This is a genomic window from Verrucomicrobiota bacterium, from assembly GCA_021294815.2.
Taxonomy (GTDB): domain Bacteria; phylum Verrucomicrobiota; class Verrucomicrobiia; order Opitutales; family LL51; genus LL51.
Map to the genome: position 1 here is coordinate 264,064 of CP095464.1, position 16,670 is coordinate 280,733.

Genomic DNA, 16,670 nt, shown 5'->3' on the forward strand with positions numbered 1-16,670 from the left:
ATTAATCTAACGATTCTTCTTGGGTTCCTTCCTCGGCAGCAACAGGGACAATATCCGACGCCTCCGCTAAGTTTTCGATCTCCGCGGTCTTTTCTTTTTTCTTCCGCTTCGTCGAAAGCCACATCCAAACGAGTGCGCCAATCAGAAGGAGAATTACCAACAGTAGCCCTCCTATGAGCATGAAGAACGGTACCTTATCGGCGTCACTAATGTCGATTCCCAGTACATTGATCGGCGAAGCATTCGGTGCAACAGCCTTTGGTAATGGCGGTAAGGTAATAGGGAAAAATGCAACGGAAACTTTTTCGGGACTCAGGCCTTCAACGCTGTTGGTCACTAAATACTTGATCTGCTTCACGTAATCCTCAACCGGCGCATTCTGCCGATATGCGATAAATACCGCGGCGGAGGAAGGGACAATGTGCTCGGCGTAGGGGTCATTTTCCGGAATCACGATATGGACACGAGCCTTCAAAACATCCGGAATCTTACTGAGCGTCAATGCAACGCTCTCCGCGAGCGAATTCATAAAACGGACGCGCTCTTCTAACGGCGATGAAACAAGACCGGATTTTTTAAATACATCTCCCAAAGTCTGGTACTTAGGCAACGGGTAACCGTAGGACTGCAAAAGGTCGACCGCCGTCGAAAAATTATCGCTCGCAACCGATAAAGCACAGCTCTCCTTGCCGATAATTTTCGTCCCCGTGATTCCATGCTGTTGGAGAAGTGCGATCATCTCATTGACCTCCTGCTCCTCGAGCGCATTAAAAAGCACCGAGCTACCACAACCGCTCAACAATAAGCAAAACAGCGATACAATCCCCCTGAGCCCGTATTTCCACGGCTTCCGATCTCCATCCATATCGTGAGGGGATTATATGGAAGTAAAGTTTTAGTCAAACCGTAAAACAGCAAAAACCTCAGTGTGCGAGCAATGGTGCCGCAATATGAATTACGAGGCAAGTCGCAAAGGCCGCTGCAATATCATCGAGCATGATTCCCGCTCCACCCCGCATTTTTTGAAGCGATCGGATCCCGCAGGGCTTCCAAATATCAAAGACGCGAAACAGAATAAAGCCCCAAAGTATGAGCTTCCAGGGTTCGAGGTATTCAGCAAACTTTTCGCAATTCCAGTAACAGAGCGGCATCGCCAAAAACTCATCGAGAATGACACACGACGGATCTTTTTCTCCAATCCGCACCTCGGCTTCGCCACAAAAACAGGTCCCGATCGCGACCGAAATCCCAAACGCCAATAAAAATTGCCCGAAAGAAATATGCCAAAAACCTAAAAGATACCAAAAGATGCCCGCAAAGGATCCAATTGTTCCCGGCGCAACCGGACATCGTCCCAATGGCCCTAAAGTCGCCACATTGAGCACAAACCGATCGGGTAATGCCGCTAAAAGTCGCATCCGCCAACTCCTTTCGAATCCCGATCATCAAAAAGATCGCGGTAGCGGTGGATGTAATACCCCCCTGACAGGACGGTTAGGATAAACGCGACGCCAAACGTAATCAGTGCCGCCCCATAGATCATCCGCTCAAACCAATGTGGGAAAAACGGAAGATCGGATCGGATCATTTGACTTGAGAGAAAAAGGCCCACGGTCACGGTTTGCATCACCGTCTTAATTTTTCCGATACGTTCGGCGCCCAGAACAATTCCACGGCTCGAGGCGACGAGGCGCAAGCCCGTAATGAAAAACTCGCGTCCCATGATAACGAGCACAAAAAACAACGTCCATCGCGGCATTACCCCTAAGACCAAGATCGAAATAAAGAGCCCGATCATAAAAATCTTATCGGTGAGTGCATCCATGAAACGTCCGAAGGTCGAGACTATGTCGCAACGCCGCGCAATGTAGCCATCAAGCCAGTCACTCAGCGCCGCAACGAGATACACAAAAAAACCAATCGTTTTTGCGAATGGAATTGGAACACACAAGAGTCCCACCACAATGAATAGCAGTGGGATCCGAGAAAGTGTGACGTAATTTGCAATATTCAAGACTAGTGCGTCGCCGCGGCTACAGGTGCTGGTGCCGGTTGATCCGCGTTAAGCTTTGCGAGTACTTCTTCCGTAATGTTAAAGCGCTCATCGGCAAAAAACACCATGGGGTTCTCCTGATCAATCACCAATGTAAACCCATGTGCAACCGCCACATCTCTAATACGTTGCTTCACGAGGGTCGCGATCTTTTCGCCCTCCTCGATGCGCACTTGGAGAATCCGTTGCTCGGAATTCGTTTTAAAATCATGGATCGCGTGAGTCTTTTGCTCAAGCATGAGCCGTTTCGATGCCAGCGTTTCCTGAGTTTTTTTCTTCGCATCCGCATTGAGCGCCGGATTATTGAGCGTTTCTTCGAGTTTTTGGCATTCCTTCGAGAGCTCTTCGTGCTCCGAAACCATCGAATTCAACTGCTTTTGTGCCGCTTCGTACTCATCCGTTATGCGCTTATTGAGCGCTGTCACGCGATAGTACCCCTCGGTCAAACGCTGCGCATTCACAAATCCAATACGGTGCTCCACCTGAATCTTTTCCACAGGCTTCGCCGGTGCCGCCATTTTAGGCGCCACCTTAGTAGAGGCGGTCTTTTCCTCAGGTTTTGCGAACAGGAAGCCGGCTCCGACACCGACAACCCCGAGCGCTCCTAGATACATTCCAAGTTTCTTCATCATCTTTCAATTACCAAATTTTTTCAACAATCGCATCCGCCAAGCCATATTCAATCGCCTCGCGGGCATTCATATAAAAATCACGATCGGTATCTTTCTGAATTTTTTCCAATGGCTGTCCCGACGCCTCAGCAAGAATCCGATTCATCTCATTTCGCGTTTTTTCCATCTCTTCTGCCTGGATCCCGATATCGACAGCGGGTGCATAAAACCGACCCGAAATTAGGGGTTGGTGAATCAAAACCCGCGCACTTGGGTACAAAAACCGGTGACCTTTTTTCGGTCCACACAACAAAATCGATCCCATACTCGCGGCGAGGCCCGTTACGATGACCTCAATCGGCGACTTCATGAGCTTCATCGTGTCATAGATTGCCATTCCAGCGGTAATAGACCCGCCTGGGGTATTGACAAAAAACTGAATTTTCTTGCCCGGATCAACAAGCTCAAGGTAAAGCAATTTTTCCGTAATTTCTTTCGCGGAGCGGTCTTCTACTGCCCCCCATAGAAAAACTTTCCGCTCTTCCAAAAACTTCTTCTGGATGATCGCAGCATACGCACCACCCTTCTGCGTTCCTTCAATGACTTCGCCGTCTTCGTCCTCGTCAAACCTCATGCTACCTCGGGCGACAGTAGAACAATTTTACTGGCAAAATCAACGAAATAAATGGATAAAAAACTTGACGTTCCCATGGATAAACCTCAGCATACCGAGGTCCGATTTATGAGGAACGATTATCTGCAGGCTGCGCAATGTGTGATCGAAGACCCGATGATTTTGGTTAACGTCGTCTCAAAGCGCGTTAAACAGCTTAAGTTCGGCGAACGCCCGTTGATCGATTCACTTGAAAAACTCGAGCCCGAAGATATCGCCTTACGCGAGATTGCAGAGCATAAAATTACGTACAAACTTTACTCCAAGGCCTAAAATTCTATACCGGGGATATGGCAAAAAACGCCCCGGAAATCCGCAATAGGAAAGCCGCTCACGACTACATTATCGGTGATACATTCGAGGCGGGGATTGTGCTCCATGGAACCGAGGTAAAGTCGGTAAAGTTAGGCCATGCTCAGATTAATGAGGCCTTTGTTCGCATCGATAAACGAGGACGTCCGGTGTTATTTAACGCGCAAATCGACGAATATGCCTTCGGAAATTACGCTAACCACGAGGCAAAACAAGAGCGATTTTTATTGCTTCATGCCCGAGAGATCCGCCATATTCGTAGTGCGCTCGAGCAAGAGGGATTTTCAGCTATCCCGCTCAAAATGTACGTCACACACGGGCTCGTGAAGCTGCTCTTTGGGCTTTGCAAGGGTAAGAAACTCTACGATAAGCGCCACGACCTCCGCCAGCGCACCGAACTCCGAGAAGCAGAACGCTATCTCGCTCAACGTTACCGATCACACGACTAAAAAGCTCATCTGGTGGTGAGGGAGCGATTCGAACGCCCGAAAGGCAATGCCTGACAGATTTACAGTCTGCACCCTTTAGCCACTTGGATACCTCACCAGACCAGCGCCACCCTACCAAGCCACCGCGCCATGGCAAGAAAAAACATTGCTTAGAGGCTAGCTGTTAATGAGGCTAAGCGATTCGGCCGAAACCTCGGGATGAAATAGGAGCGGCAATCCGGTAATACGCCGCGTACTCTGCTTGTTACTAACTGCAATTCGATAGGCTTTCGGATCCCCCACTAAAAACACTTTGTTGCGACCACGCGTCACAGCGGTATAGAGGAGATTGCGCTGCAACATAACATAGTGCTGTGTCAGTAGTGGGATGACGACGATTGGAAACTCGCTCCCCTGGGACTTGTGAATACTAATCGCATAAGCCAGCGCTAAATCGCCCAACTCTCCTTTGGAAAGTAACACCCTTTCGTCATTAAATGTGACTGTCAATGTTTCATCATCGGCATTAACACGGCTAATGTACCCAAGGTCTCCATTAAAAATATTTTTTTCGTAATTATTGCGTAGCTGGATAACTTTGTCACCCAAACGATAACGGCACCACGGAACCTGATTTGCTTTTGACGAAAAACATTCCTGTAAACGGGTATTGAGAGCATCGATACCCGCCGTTCCCCTGTGCAATGGCGCTAAAATCTGGATATCACTGACGGGATGAATGCGATAGCACTGCGGGAGGAGTTTTGTGCATAGCTGTTCGACTTTCGCAACACAGTCTTCGGGTGATTCCGCTGCAATAAAAGTGAAATCGCGTTCTGGATCCCACTGATCTAGGGAAATTACTTCCGGCAATGTCTCTAAGTCTTCATGGATAATACGATGCGCCCACTGCGTGATCTCGCTATGTTTGCCTTGCCGAAAAATTTTAACGAGGTACGTGACTGAAAAAAATCCCGAACCAATGAAGTCTGCCAAAATATTGCCCGCACCCACAGAAGGCAACTGATCATTGTCCCCCACTAATAATATGTGCGCTTCCGGCGGGATAGCGACAAATAGCGAGACTGCGAGACGCGTATCAATCATGCTCGTCTCATCGATGATGACAAAGTCAAATGGCAATTGATTCTCTCCGTCATACGAAAAACTACCCGTCTGCGGGTTGTACTGCAACAGTCGGTGAATCGTCTTGGCCTCGCAGCCCGTTGTTTCAGCCATCTTTTGCGCTGCACGTCCTGTGGGCGCCGCAAGTCCAATTCGCACATTTTTGGCTCTTAAAATCGAAACGAGTGCCCGGAGAATTGTTGTCTTTCCCGTCCCTGGTCCCCCTGTAATAATCGATAATTTCTGTCCTAGCGCGTTTCGTAACGCTGCAACCTGTTCGGAGGCGAGAGGGAACCCTTCGCGCTTTTGTGCCCACGCAATTGCACCCTCGATGTTAATCGGCGGCAACGATGAACGTCCTGAACGCAGACGCTTTAAGGCTTCGAGCAATTGCGTCTCATAACTCGCCATAAGCTCGAGTTGTATCAAATCGCCCTTCAGGAATCGTACACGGCCAAACGAAATAAGTGTCTTAATTCGTGCTTCGATTTTCTCGCTGCCGATCGCTAAAAGCTGCTGAACGAGCCCTAAAAATTCCTTTAACGGGTATGCGGTATGGCCCTGTGTTGCGATCTCGGAAAAAATATGCAAAATCCCAGCATCGATCCGCGCAATATGGTTACTGGGAATACCGATGTTTTGCGCAATTTTGTCGGCAGTTTTAAATCCGATCCCTTCAACTTCACGCGCTACCCGGTAGGGATCTGATTGAAGGATCTGTTTCGCCTCATTGCCATACTTTCGGTAAAGCCGCAAACAAAGCGCATTGGAAATATCGTAGGTCTGCAAAAAAATCATGATATCCCGCAACGCGTACTGCTCGTCCCAGGCCGCCTTAATGCTCCTTGCCCGAACCACACCAATCCCCGGAACTTCGGTCAATCGCGCCGATTCCGTTGAGATAATATCCAGAGTATCCGCACCGAAATAATCGACAATTTTATCGGCATATACTTTGCCGATGCCATGAATCATCCCACTGCTGAGGTACTTGCGAATTCCACTAACATCTGCTGGAAGCGCCGCCGAAAATGACTCAATTTCAAATTGGCGCCCAAACTTAGGGTGTTCTGTCCAAGATCCGTGAAGTGTTAAGGTCTCGCCGCAATTGGCTCCCGGAACCTTACCACAAGCCGTAAATGTCCCCAACGAAGAATCCGTTGAACGCATCGCCATGATCGCAAAAAACGTCTCTTCATTGCGGTAAACGATACGCTCTAATACGGCTTGGAGGGTCTCTGTACTCATTCCCGCGCGCGTCGAGGGAGCACAAATCCCCTTCAAAGTAAAGCTAAATCAACAGAACGTAATGCTACGGACAGTATCCCGACGCGTATAATTGATACAGTTAATAACGAGACCGATCAGACCGTACATCGCCACGAGATTGGATCCCCCGTAACTGATGAACGGCAACGCGATCCCTTTGGTCGGCATACACCCCGTCACAACCGCAATATTAATCACGGCTTGAAGCGCAATCATAAGAACGGCACCACCACCCAGTAACTGCGCAAAGCGATCCTCCTGATGATGTAGCGCCCACAACACAACCACCTCGAGTAAAAAAAACAATAAAACGACGCCGATTGCAAACCATCCACCGAATTCTTCGCCGATAACTGGAAAAATAAAATCCGTATGGGCTTCCGGTAAATAGGAAAATTTCTGCAGTCCCAAGCCAGCGCCCGCCCCCTGCATTCCACCAGCCGCAAAACACAAAATCCCTTGCCAGAGCTGGTAAGTCGTATCGAAGCGGTGATTTTCGACATCAAAAAATGCCGTCACACGTTGTAGCCGGACCGGACTCAACAAAATTAGTCCTCCAAATGCCAGTGCTCCTAAAACAACAATTGAAAGTAGGTGGCGTAAACGCGTTCCCGAGAGAAAAAACATCGCAAGGGTGACACTCATCATTAAAAACGTCGTCCCATAGTCTGGCTCGCAGAGCACAAAAAACGAAAGGGCTGCGCAAACGAACATCGGCTTCACAAACCCACGTGTGAAATTTTCGACTTCGGACTGATACTGTGCCAAATACCCCGCAAGCCAAATGATGAGCGCGATCTTTACAAATTCCGAAACCTGGAGATTAAAACCACCCAATGGAATCCAACGTCGAGATCCATTGACGCGATGTCCGACACTGGGAATGAGAACCAAAACAAGTCCTAAAAACGCAAGCTGCAAAACCCCTTTTCGATGTCGATAAAGTGCTTGCAACGGAATTTTCGCAAAAATTAAACAGATGAACAAAGATAAAGCTACCGCCAGCAATTGCTTTTTGAAAAAGCCACTTCCAAATGATAAACTTGCACTGGGCAACGCAACCAGACCAACGCTATTAAGCGCCAATGTAAGCGCTAAAACAAGCTTGACCGGCCGCTTCAAAGCTATCAATTCGAAACCGGCGGATTTTTAACCGTCACCGGAACAATCGGGATGTCGTTGTCGTTAAAAAAGTCGGCATCGCTCATGAAGGCGTAAGGATCTAACGGGGTACTTTGCTCTTCGACAACAGGCACGGTTGTATTTTCCAGAACGGGAGCCGGAGCCGCTGCAGGGACAACCGACTTGGTCGCTGAAACACGTGGCGCACGTACTAAAATTTTCTGCCCCTTCGTGACCTTATTAGGGTCGCTAATATCATTCCACTCTTGAAGATCTCGCACTCGAACTTTGGCCTTTTGCGCAACTTTTGAAAGCGAATCATTCTTTTGGAGGGTATAATAGCCGTCGGCATCGACTTCAAAAGGCTTCTCTTTAGGCTTACTTCCCTTCTTTTCAGGAACTGTTGTCGGGACATACCCCGCCCCCGGGATTACAAGCAGCTGGCCTTCAAAAATACGGTCGCTCTTCAAGTTGTTTGCGGATTTTATTGCACGGACACTGACGCCATACTTCTTGGCAATCTTTGAAAGACACTCGTTGCGTTTAACCTTGTGCGTTTGCGTTTTAGCTGCCGTGCGCTCAATTTCTGCAACGTCAACTCCCGGCAAAATGATTCTCTGCCCGACGTACAGCTGCGCATGTTCATCGAGCTTGTTCGCGGTAAGGAGCTCGTGGAAACTAATATTGAATCGCTTGGCGAGGCCAAACAAACAGTCTCCCTTTTCAACCGTGTATTCCGCGCCCGCAGGTATAACCTCTATCACCTCAACTTCGGGAGCGGTTTCCTCAACGTATACCTCCGGCGCTGGGCGACGCGGTGTCGAAAACGCACGCCTTATAGGCAGTGGTTCCGGAGCAGTCCACGCCGGCTTCTGTTCACGGCGAATCAGAGTATCCGTTGGCGATGGTCCACGATCGCGATCCATAAACGGCGTTGTACACCCACCGAGTAGCAACCCGGCAATTACAAAAATGACTCTAAAACAACAACTCAAATGCTCCATAATGCGGCCTCTTTCGCGTCCCTCACAGCGATCCGCGGAGTGTATTGAATGCCGTTCTCACCGCAAACCAAAAACGTGCTCCTCGAAAGATTTCCCGCGGGCCATGTAGTTCTCAAACTGGTCGAAACTCGAAAACGCCGGACTAAATACGATGGTCTTTCCTTGAATGCAAGCATTTTTTATGTATTCGAGCGCACTTTCTATATTTTTTACGTCTAGTGCCGGAATTTGCGCCGCCTTCAAAATCGGTTCCAACTCCTGTCCTGTTTCACCAATCAGCAGCGCCAACTCGATACGACCTTTTAAGACGGGAATAATATCCTCAAGATTCTCGCCCTTTGAACGTCCCCCACCAATCCAAATAACCGATTTATTTGAAAAATTTTGGAGCGCACTCTCTAAGGCCGCAAAATTGGTACTTTTAGCGTCATTCCAGTAATGATTTCCTGCTACGATACCCAGATCCTCCAAGCGATATTTTGGTCGTGAAAACCGTTGGGTAAATGCATTAAAACGTTCCTTCGATACGTGAAGATACCGGCAGAAAGCCTCAATAAGGGCGAAATTTTCTCGCTGAGGTGCAACGGCAAAGGCACCTGGAGCACTTGGCGATGGTTGGACGACATAAGTATTGTTGGGCAAGATATACCCCATCTGCTCTGCCGCTTGTTGAACACTAACACCACAAAATACGGCACCGCCAAGACGTAATAGCGAACCGACTAACCGATATTTTGCTCTAAAGTAATTCTCAAGCGTGGCATGTACGTTGAGATGATTGGGAGCAAAATTCGTCCAAATGATATGTTCAAATGTAATACACCGGGACGTTTCCGCCTGAAATGAACTGACCTCACAAAAAATGAAATCTTCAGGCCCCGGCTGCTCGCAAACGACGACCTCGCTGAGCGAGCGACCGATATTACCGGCACTCCAAGCCCGATATCCGAGATTTTTAAAAAAATCGGCTAAGAATGTCGTCACCGTCGTCTTGCCGTTGGTCCCTGTAATCGCAATAATCGGCGCAGTTGTGTAGAGACTCGCAAAATCGAGCTCCGAAAGACATGTCGCTCCCTGCGCTAAAGCTAGAGACGTCCATGGGTGCTCCAAGGTAAAACTGGGGCTACAAATTACCCACTGATGGCACTTCGCCGCAGCTAGATCAAACATGGATCCGCGCTCCGGATTTTGATCGTAAATTGCATATGGGAGGCCGATCTTTTTCAGAAGCTGGACCGCGCCCTGAGCACTTACACCACCTCCTAAAATGGCAATTGGCTCGCGCTGCGATTCGAGCGATGCTCGCAAAGCGCTTTGTACTGGACAATTCACAAAAACCTCCTCATGCTCGCGGCAGTGAGATCGCTTTCTTTACGGTCGCCGGCGAAAGTCAACTTGTTTTTTGAGATCCATGGTCAACGCCCCGATGGCTATTGTTCCATCACATCCCTTATAGCGCCCATCACGCTTTGTGACACGCTCCGTTATGATTTCACCTTAATCCCTCACCGAAAAGAGATAACGATTACGTCCAGTAAAACTTTGCCTTTTGACGACACGAATAACACCATCACGCAAGCAGTCCAATATTTTCAAGAAGCTACAGAGCTCGAAAAATTGGCACTCGAAAACATTACCCTTCAAAAAAAGATTCCCACTGGAGCCGGCTTTGGCGGAGGCAGTAGCAATGCCGCCACCACATTGATGGCACTCAACGATTTTTATAACAATCCCTTTCCCGATCTAAGCCCACTCGCACAACAAATTGGAATGGATTGCCCGTTTTTTCTCCACCAGCAATCCGTACAGCTCGCAACTGGCCGTGGGGAACTATTGGAACCGATCGCTATTGCTCCGCTTTTGAAAGATTATCACTGTCTTGTATTTTGCCCGTCCTTTGAAATTCATACACCGGACATCTACCGTTTGTTTAAAGAAAATCCGCATTCCTCAAACCAACAGACGGCATTATTAAAAAATACGCTTCGTTCACCTAAAAAAGATTTCGATATCGAGGCGCTGTGTTTTAACTCTTTTGAATTCTTAGTTTTAAACATCTATCCCGGATTGAATACGCTGTTTACCGCACTGAGAGAGCACGATTTTTGCCCCCATCTTACGGGAAGTGGTAGCGGTGGATTTGTTTTAGGGAAAAATTCTTCGGAACTCCAAGAAGCACAGAAAATTATTTGGGATCAATGGCCCGACTGCCGGTTATGTGAACTCGTTACGTTCGACGTAGCCGATCAGCCATCAAAGAACTTTGCTTAGAAAATCACGCAGGCGCGGATGCTGTGGGTGTTCAAAAATTGCATTCGGACTGCCCTCTTCTAACAACTTTCCGTCCGCCATAAAAAGAATACGATTACCGACCTCACGCGCAAATCCCATCTCGTGCGTTACAACAACCATCGTCATCCCCTCGCGTGCAAGCTCCTTCATTACGTCGAGAACTTCGCCGACCATCTCAGGATCCAGCGCCGAAGTTGGCTCGTCAAAAAGCATGACCTCAGGATCCATACATAACGCGCGGACAATTGCTACGCGCTGCTTCTGCCCCCCAGAGAGCTGAATGGGATACGCATTCGCCTTGTTTTTCAAGCCCACACGCTCAAGTAAGGCCCAGGCTTTTTGTTCAATCGCCCTTTTAGGAAAATGTCGTACCTTTCGCGGCGCTAGGGTCATGTTTTGCAAGACCGTCATATGCGGGAAGAGGTTAAAATGCTGAAAAACCATCCCCATCCGTTGGCGGTAATAGTCGATGTCTAGCGTCACTGTTTTTCCCACCGAGTTCACATAGCTGCGTTTCGTAATATCGATGCCGTTAAAGAGAATCGCGCCACTTGTCGGTTCTTCGAGCAGGTTCAAGCTGCGTAAAAACGTCGATTTTCCCGAGCCTGAGGGTCCGATGACCACCATGACATCACCGCGGCGGATATCGACTGTAACGCCGTTAAGCGCTTTAACTGAGCCCTGACCGTAGTGCTTTTTGAGGCGCTGGATCTGAATCAGACTATCGTTGGTCGCCACGACGCATCCTTTTTTCTAAATAGGCCACACCCTTGCTTGCCGGGAAACAAAGACAAAAATACAGCCCCGTCGCGACCAGTAACGGCTCCATCACGATGAACGCCGCACCGCGGACCGCATTGACCGCCGACATGATATCCTGGACGCCAATCGTATAGGTCACCGCCGACTCCTTGATAATGGCGACAAACTCGTTAGCGATGGCCGGTAAAATGTTTTTCAGCGCCTGCGGAAAAATCACATAACGGAAGGTCTGGAAGCGATTCAGTCCCAGTGAGCGCGCGGCCTCAGTTTGCCCACGGTCGACCGACTGGATCCCTAAGCGAATGATCTCACAAAGGTATGCTCCGGAATTCATTCCCAATGCGATAACACCGGGCAAGAACCGGTGAAACTTAATAAACCCAAAAAGCGTACCCGTCGGCAGCTTAATGAGGCTAAAAACGCCGTGATAGATGATGAAAATTTGTACGATTACCGGCGTCGATCGCACGAGCTCGACATAGGTCGCGGCGATGAAAGCCAAGGGATTAAAACGCCCCAAACGGTACCAAAAGCCACTTTCGCGCTTTATTCCCTTGCTCGTATACTCTAAAAAGCCAAAAATTCTTGGGAAAGTTCGGGCAAGCCAAAGAAATGGGTAGTAGTGGCTCATGCGTAGGGTCGCTAAAACGAGCGCAAGCGCGAAGCCGATCATTACCGCGAGCAGCGAAAGAAAAACCGTCACCATAAACCCTTCGCCGAAAAGCTTCGCGTAAGGGATTATTTTTTCGAAATTCGCGACCTGGATAAAATGTTCCATCATGAGTCTATTTCAGACTCTCCAGTTACGGATGAACCTTTCCGTCAGCACCAAGAAGACCTTCGTACGTATTTCCGTCTGCAAGCTCTCTTGCCTCTCGAATAAAGCGCGCCATGCTCCCATCGTCGAGCGCCGCCGTAACCGCAAGGTTAATTGCTGCCAGTAGCGCGGGATGATTTTTCGCAACGCCAATCGCGAACCCTTTGATCTCACAGGGTACATCGAGCGCAACACACAATTCAGGGTAGTTCGTTTGATAACTTTTCGCTACAGGGGTTTCGATGTAGGCACCATCGAGCTTTCCACTCAGAACTTCGGCGAGGATCTCAGGAACTTTCGCTAACGGGATAATATCGGCATGCGAACTATACTTTTTCGCGAGATCGATCTGAATCGAACCCGTCTGCGCTCCAATCTCTAATCCCGCTCGATCGGTCGCCGCCAGGTCCGGATAACGATCTTTGTTCGACTTCAGGCAGATAAATGACTGTCCGCTCTGGTAGTAAATTTTTGAAAAGTCCATAATCGCCTCGCGTACGGGATCGGGCGTAAACCCGGCCATCCCAATATCTACAGTCCCCGATTGAAGCTCCATAATCACGCCGTCGAAATCCATCGGAATGATTTCCAACTCCAATCCGAGGTAATCCGCAATATATCCCGCTAACGCAAGATCGAAACCCGCTAAACTCGGATTTCCTTCGCCATCAAGCGCATAGAATTCGTACGGCGCAAAATCGGGGCTCGTCGCAACGGTTAAGCGTCCCTCAGTGATGGTCTCCAACAGCGGTTTCAACTCCTCGAGCGACATAGTAGCATAATCTTCTCGGGCCTGGGCAACGGGCACGGATTCTGTCTTTTTGGTACACTCCCCTTTATTGCCGAACCACACAAAGGCTGCCACTGCCAACACCGCCAACATTAACAAAACGCACTTCTTCATTCTACATTTCCCCTTCCCAAGCGCCTAAAAACAGAACTGAATCAATTTTTCACACTATCGCTGTCAAGTTTTAAGAAAAATTACCGTTGCGGCCCTAAAACGTAAAGCAGCGCGCGACGCGTTCGGCGTGGCCATATTGAAGAATCGATCGCCCGGAAAGCTTCATCTGTAGGCTTCCACCCGGCATCTTGACAGTCACGGTCGGTCCACACAATTGTTGACGATATGCAGCAGCGAAGACCGCTGCCGCACTACTCCCCGAAGACAACGTTCGTCCAACACCGCGCTCCCAAATTTGGGCCCATATTTTATCTGGTGATGCGACATAGGCAAACTGCACATTCGTTTTTTCCGGGAACATAGGCAATATTTCGAATTGCGACCCGAAGTGCTCGACATAATCGTCTTTGAGCTGTTGAACATCCGAAACCCACACCACACAGTGCGGATTGCCCATCGAAACTGCGGTAGTATTGAAGCTATTGCCCTCCAATGTCACCGTTTGGGTGCTCGGTGATGGCAATAATGGTCCCGAAAACTGAGGTTCTCCCAGATCAACGCAGATCGTATCACTCGATTTTCGACACAGACAATCTCCCGAATCCGTTGTAATTAACACAGTATCGCCATTAAAAGTATCAAACAGGAATTGAGCCAAAATACGTAGGCCGTTGCCGCTTTTTTCCGCGATAGAGGCGTCGGGATTGTAGATTTTGAGGCGAAAATGCCCCGGATCTGGGAGCGGATAGCTATATAAAAGCCCATCGGAACCCAAACCGTAATGCAGGTCGCAGAGTTGGCGGATATGCTTTGGCGTCAGCGATACAAGCTGCCCTGGATCGAAACATACGAGGTACGCGTTGCCGAGCGCTTGGTACTTGAAAAGTTCCATCGGGCCATCAACATACGGGAATGCCTCGGGAGTCAAAATTATTTGCGCCGCGCTACCCGTTTGATCCTCAAGCAATCCCCGGCTATTACGGCTGGGTGATTTTTGTCATCTCGCTCGCGGAACGGCTGATTAGCGTCCCGGGGCATAATGTCGGCATTGCTCCGTTCACAGAACCGATTCTACAGCATCTCGCAATCACGCGGACGGATTTTAGCCAAATACTGGGTATTGCGATTTTTCTCAGTACGTTTCCCCTCCCCATTTTCGGACGTGTTTTCGATCAAATCGGGGCGCGAAAGGCAGCAGTCTATTCGGCATTCGGCCTAGGGCTGACGCTACTGTTTTTAGGTAATATCGAACCGATAATCTCAACCTTAACGCCTTTTCTGGGAACACACACATCTATACTTTTAACGCTTTTTGGGGGATTCTTTTTGCTAAAACTGCTGGGGCAAAACCTCCTGCCGCTCGCCAGCCGCTTCATGTTACTCCGCTGGTACCCCAATACGACCTATGCCATTATGGGGATTTCGGGGCTTTTTGTATCCATTATTTTCGGCTGCGGCCCCAAGATGACCGAGTTTCTCATTATACGATACGGTTATCTCGGCGCATGGCTCCAAATGGGGATTGTGACGCTTTTAGTTGTTCTGCCGATGCTTTGGCTTTTTTGCCGCGATAGTCCCGAATCCTGTGAAATGGCAGCGCCCGAAGGCTTCCAGAAAAAGGCGGGGAATACCAACGCTGCGACCGATTCGACCTTATGGCAAGCGTTACGAACTTTCGACTTCTGGCTATTTGCGATCGCAACGGCAACCTCAACGTTTACGACCACGGGCCTCCAAATTCACATCGTCGATCTATTTCGTGACGTTCACGCGTACATGGATAACGCTCTCAATATCTTTTTACCAGTCGCCATCGTGAGTGCCATCTTTGGCGTCTTTTTTGGCTTCTTTCAGGAGAGAATCGCGATCTATTTCTGCCCAGTTGCAGTATTTGTCGTTAATGGGCTTATCGCGGGCTCGATTGACTTTATTGCTCATCCCTGGGTTCTTGGGACCTTTATTTTTCTTTTCGGCATTAATTGGGCGCTGTATGGGATCATCTATGCGGCCCCATGGTCTAAATTATTTGGATCTACACACCTCGCCCACATTATGTCTGTCGTCTCGACGATCGCGCTTCTCTGTTCCTCGATTTCCCCCTGGTGTATGAGCCGGGCCCACGACGCCGGATCTTACCTCTACCTCACCCACGCACTCACACTATTTTCTCTGCTCGGACTGAGCGTCGCGGTATTGCGCCTTTACATCCATCAACGTACTAAAATCCGATCTTCGAAAGGTTATTAAGGATGCGCGTCCCTAGGATTACTTCCGCTCCTTTGGTCGATTTCCTTTCTTGGAGTACATCACGTAAGACCGCACTTCTCAAAAGTGAGGTGCGATAAGAAAGGAGCTGAACTTTGGCCGACGAGACCGGCAGCGAAACGCTCGGTGACTGCGATTTTGGTAGCGTTGCTTGAGGTACAATGGGCTCCCAATGAAACGGCAACCCATACCAGGTAAACTTTATTTTCCAGGCTTGTACCGGATGTGTTAGATCAACACCCGGCGCAAAGAGTTTGGCATTTTTTTTGATGAATTCGGGAATTGAAGCACTGGTCACAAGGACCGTCGCGGCCTCTTTCATGTCGCGAAAATACGTCACTAAACTCTGTTTTTTCTGGAAACACTCAACAATCTGACGCGGATCAACGCCGACGAGATTAATCCCATTGTACATCCCATGGAAATTTTGATCCTTGTAGTTCCGCCGGTACCACTGCGCAAAATGAGTCTCGTCACCGAGCCGAAAATCGATTTCAAAATGGACATGTGCCCTGCTATTCGGAATCGCAATACAGCTAGAGCTTGTTCCTAATATCCCCAACCTACCACCCGCGGAAACCGTATCGCCTATCTTTACATCTACCGACTGCAAATGTGCATACAGCGTTAAAAAATCTTCATGCTCCAAAATAACGTAACGTCCATAGCTGCTGTGCCCCGGCGCTGTGTTGACGTAAGCCACTTTCCCCGGCAAAAATGCATGTACCACATCCAAAGGAGCTCCCGTCTTATCCTTCAAAAAGGATTTAAAATCAATACCTTCGTGAAATTTCGTGCCGTTTTCGCGGATGAGTCCAAATAGAGCCGATAACGCTCGACCTGATTCCGTCGGCTGGACATAAAGGCTGTAATCCTTCAAAAATTCCGCAACTGCATCTACCTGTGCCGGTGAAATTGCTTTTTTATCTTCTGATTTTGCCGTAACCGTTGTCGCTATCTTGGGCAATTTTTCAACGGGCAGCACAACCACCCCGGCCATGAGCGGGGACAGAGCAAACATGCCTAACAAAAA

The 16,670-nt window shown here is 48.9% G+C and carries 18 protein-coding genes and 1 tRNA gene; 4 read left to right on the forward strand and 15 right to left on the reverse strand.

Translation table 11 applies throughout. The features are described 5' to 3' along the window. Position 1: 1 nt before the first annotated feature. Genes sctJ through LW808_001190 form a run of 5 tightly spaced genes read right to left on the reverse strand, consistent with a single transcriptional unit; the run spans position 2 to position 3,298 of the window. Positions 2–865 (reverse strand): type III secretion inner membrane ring lipoprotein SctJ, encoded by an 864-nt coding sequence (sctJ, locus tag LW808_001170; protein ID UPA28665.1) that lies wholly within the window; start codon positions 863–865, stop codon positions 2–4. A 58-nt stretch (positions 866–923) separates the two neighbouring features. After that, positions 924–1,418: a phosphatidylglycerophosphatase A gene (locus LW808_001175; protein UPA28666.1), complete on the reverse strand. Its 495-nt coding sequence runs from the start codon at positions 1,416–1,418 to the stop codon at positions 924–926. After that, positions 1,406–2,014: a CDP-diacylglycerol--glycerol-3-phosphate 3-phosphatidyltransferase gene (pgsA, locus tag LW808_001180; GenBank protein UPA28667.1), complete on the reverse strand. Its 609-nt coding sequence runs from the start codon at positions 2,012–2,014 to the stop codon at positions 1,406–1,408. The genes LW808_001175 and pgsA overlap by 13 nt, the downstream gene beginning before the upstream one ends. Positions 2,015–2,016: 2 nt before the next feature. Next, on the reverse strand, positions 2,017–2,685 hold the full coding sequence (locus LW808_001185; GenBank protein ID UPA28668.1) for an OmpH family outer membrane protein: 669 nt from the start codon (positions 2,683–2,685) through the stop codon (positions 2,017–2,019). Positions 2,686–2,692: 7 nt separating this feature from the next. Beyond that, a complete protein-coding gene (locus LW808_001190) occupies positions 2,693–3,298 on the reverse strand; it encodes an ATP-dependent Clp protease proteolytic subunit (GenBank protein ID UPA28669.1) in 606 nt (201 codons plus the stop codon). Positions 3,299–3,349: 51 nt separating this feature from the next. On the opposite strand from LW808_001190, the gene LW808_001195 reads away from it, so the two are divergent. After that, positions 3,350–3,610 carry a DNA-directed RNA polymerase subunit omega gene (locus tag LW808_001195; protein ID UPA28670.1) on the forward strand — a complete coding sequence of 87 codons (261 nt, stop codon included), beginning with the start codon at positions 3,350–3,352 and terminating at the stop codon, positions 3,608–3,610. A gap of 17 nt (positions 3,611–3,627) precedes the next feature. Then, positions 3,628–4,098: an SsrA-binding protein SmpB gene (smpB, locus tag LW808_001200; protein ID UPA28671.1), complete on the forward strand. Its 471-nt coding sequence runs from the start codon at positions 3,628–3,630 to the stop codon at positions 4,096–4,098. Positions 4,099–4,108: 10 nt separating this feature from the next. Here the strand turns inward: smpB and LW808_001205 are convergent. From LW808_001205 to murD, 5 genes are all read right to left on the reverse strand, one after another. Then, positions 4,109–4,195, reverse strand: a tRNA-Tyr gene (locus LW808_001205). 59 nt (positions 4,196–4,254) lie between these two features. Continuing rightward, positions 4,255–6,450: an ATP-dependent RecD-like DNA helicase gene (locus LW808_001210; GenBank protein ID UPA28672.1), complete on the reverse strand. Its 2,196-nt coding sequence runs from the start codon at positions 6,448–6,450 to the stop codon at positions 4,255–4,257. Between the two features lie 48 nt (positions 6,451–6,498). Continuing rightward, the gene (locus LW808_001215; GenBank protein UPA28673.1) at positions 6,499–7,593 is read right to left on the reverse strand and encodes a putative lipid II flippase FtsW; all 1,095 of its coding nucleotides are present in this window, start codon (positions 7,591–7,593) and stop codon (positions 6,499–6,501) included. Between the two features lie 5 nt (positions 7,594–7,598). Beyond that, positions 7,599–8,597: a LysM peptidoglycan-binding domain-containing protein gene (locus LW808_001220; protein UPA28674.1), complete on the reverse strand. Its 999-nt coding sequence runs from the start codon at positions 8,595–8,597 to the stop codon at positions 7,599–7,601. A 57-nt stretch (positions 8,598–8,654) separates the two neighbouring features. Beyond that, positions 8,655–9,929 (reverse strand): UDP-N-acetylmuramoyl-L-alanine--D-glutamate ligase, encoded by a 1,275-nt coding sequence (gene murD, locus LW808_001225; protein ID UPA28675.1) that lies wholly within the window; start codon positions 9,927–9,929, stop codon positions 8,655–8,657. Positions 9,930–9,953: 24 nt separating this feature from the next. On the opposite strand from murD, the gene ispE reads away from it, so the two are divergent. Further along, the gene (ispE, locus tag LW808_001230) at positions 9,954–10,868 is read left to right on the forward strand and encodes a 4-(cytidine 5'-diphospho)-2-C-methyl-D-erythritol kinase (GenBank protein ID UPA28676.1); all 915 of its coding nucleotides are present in this window, start codon (positions 9,954–9,956) and stop codon (positions 10,866–10,868) included. On the opposite strand, the gene LW808_001235 is transcribed toward ispE, so the two are convergent. From LW808_001235 to dapF, 4 genes are all read right to left on the reverse strand, one after another. Then, a complete protein-coding gene (locus LW808_001235; GenBank protein ID UPA28836.1) occupies positions 10,851–11,609 on the reverse strand; it encodes an amino acid ABC transporter ATP-binding protein in 759 nt (252 codons plus the stop codon). The genes ispE and LW808_001235 overlap by 18 nt on opposite strands. 1 nt (position 11,610) lies before the next feature. Next, positions 11,611–12,432 carry an amino acid ABC transporter permease gene (locus LW808_001240; protein UPA28677.1) on the reverse strand — a complete coding sequence of 274 codons (822 nt, stop codon included), beginning with the start codon at positions 12,430–12,432 and terminating at the stop codon, positions 11,611–11,613. A 22-nt stretch (positions 12,433–12,454) separates the two neighbouring features. Beyond that, complete coding sequence (locus LW808_001245; protein ID UPA28678.1) at positions 12,455–13,372, reverse strand: transporter substrate-binding domain-containing protein; 918 nt, start codon at positions 13,370–13,372, stop codon at positions 12,455–12,457. A gap of 94 nt (positions 13,373–13,466) precedes the next feature. Continuing rightward, positions 13,467–14,264 carry a diaminopimelate epimerase gene (gene dapF, locus LW808_001250; protein ID UPA28679.1) on the reverse strand — a complete coding sequence of 266 codons (798 nt, stop codon included), beginning with the start codon at positions 14,262–14,264 and terminating at the stop codon, positions 13,467–13,469. A gap of 20 nt (positions 14,265–14,284) precedes the next feature. Between dapF and LW808_001255 the strand changes: the two genes are divergently transcribed. Then, a complete protein-coding gene (locus tag LW808_001255) occupies positions 14,285–15,619 on the forward strand; it encodes an MFS transporter (GenBank protein ID UPA28680.1) in 1,335 nt (444 codons plus the stop codon). Here LW808_001255 and LW808_001260 read toward each other — a convergent pair. After that, positions 15,591–16,637, reverse strand: a complete 1,047-nt coding sequence (locus tag LW808_001260; protein ID UPA28681.1) for a M23 family metallopeptidase — start codon at positions 16,635–16,637, stop codon at positions 15,591–15,593. The genes LW808_001255 and LW808_001260 overlap by 29 nt on opposite strands. Positions 16,638–16,670: the final 33 nt, after the last annotated feature.

Coding starts and splice junctions, on each gene's coding strand:
- LW808_001220 (UPA28674.1), bottom strand. CDS start 8,597: ATGGAGCATTTGAGTTGTTGTTTTAGAGTCATTTTTGTAATTGCCGGG.
- LW808_001260 (UPA28681.1), bottom strand. CDS start 16,637: ATGGCCGGGGTGGTTGTGCTGCCCGTTGAAAAATTGCCCAAGATAGCG.
- LW808_001195 (UPA28670.1), top strand. CDS start 3,350: ATGGATAAAAAACTTGACGTTCCCATGGATAAACCTCAGCATACCGAG.
- sctJ (UPA28665.1), bottom strand. CDS start 865: ATGGATGGAGATCGGAAGCCGTGGAAATACGGGCTCAGGGGGATTGTA.
- LW808_001175 (UPA28666.1), bottom strand. CDS start 1,418: ATGCGACTTTTAGCGGCATTACCCGATCGGTTTGTGCTCAATGTGGCG.
- smpB (UPA28671.1), top strand. CDS start 3,628: ATGGCAAAAAACGCCCCGGAAATCCGCAATAGGAAAGCCGCTCACGAC.
- LW808_001255 (UPA28680.1), top strand. CDS start 14,285: ATGCCTCGGGAGTCAAAATTATTTGCGCCGCGCTACCCGTTTGATCCT.
- LW808_001190 (UPA28669.1), bottom strand. CDS start 3,298: ATGAGGTTTGACGAGGACGAAGACGGCGAAGTCATTGAAGGAACGCAG.
- LW808_001185 (UPA28668.1), bottom strand. CDS start 2,685: ATGATGAAGAAACTTGGAATGTATCTAGGAGCGCTCGGGGTTGTCGGT.
- LW808_001240 (UPA28677.1), bottom strand. CDS start 12,432: ATGATGGAACATTTTATCCAGGTCGCGAATTTCGAAAAAATAATCCCT.
- LW808_001210 (UPA28672.1), bottom strand. CDS start 6,450: ATGAGTACAGAGACCCTCCAAGCCGTATTAGAGCGTATCGTTTACCGC.
- dapF (UPA28679.1), bottom strand. CDS start 14,264: ATGGAACTTTTCAAGTACCAAGCGCTCGGCAACGCGTACCTCGTATGT.
- LW808_001245 (UPA28678.1), bottom strand. CDS start 13,372: ATGAAGAAGTGCGTTTTGTTAATGTTGGCGGTGTTGGCAGTGGCAGCC.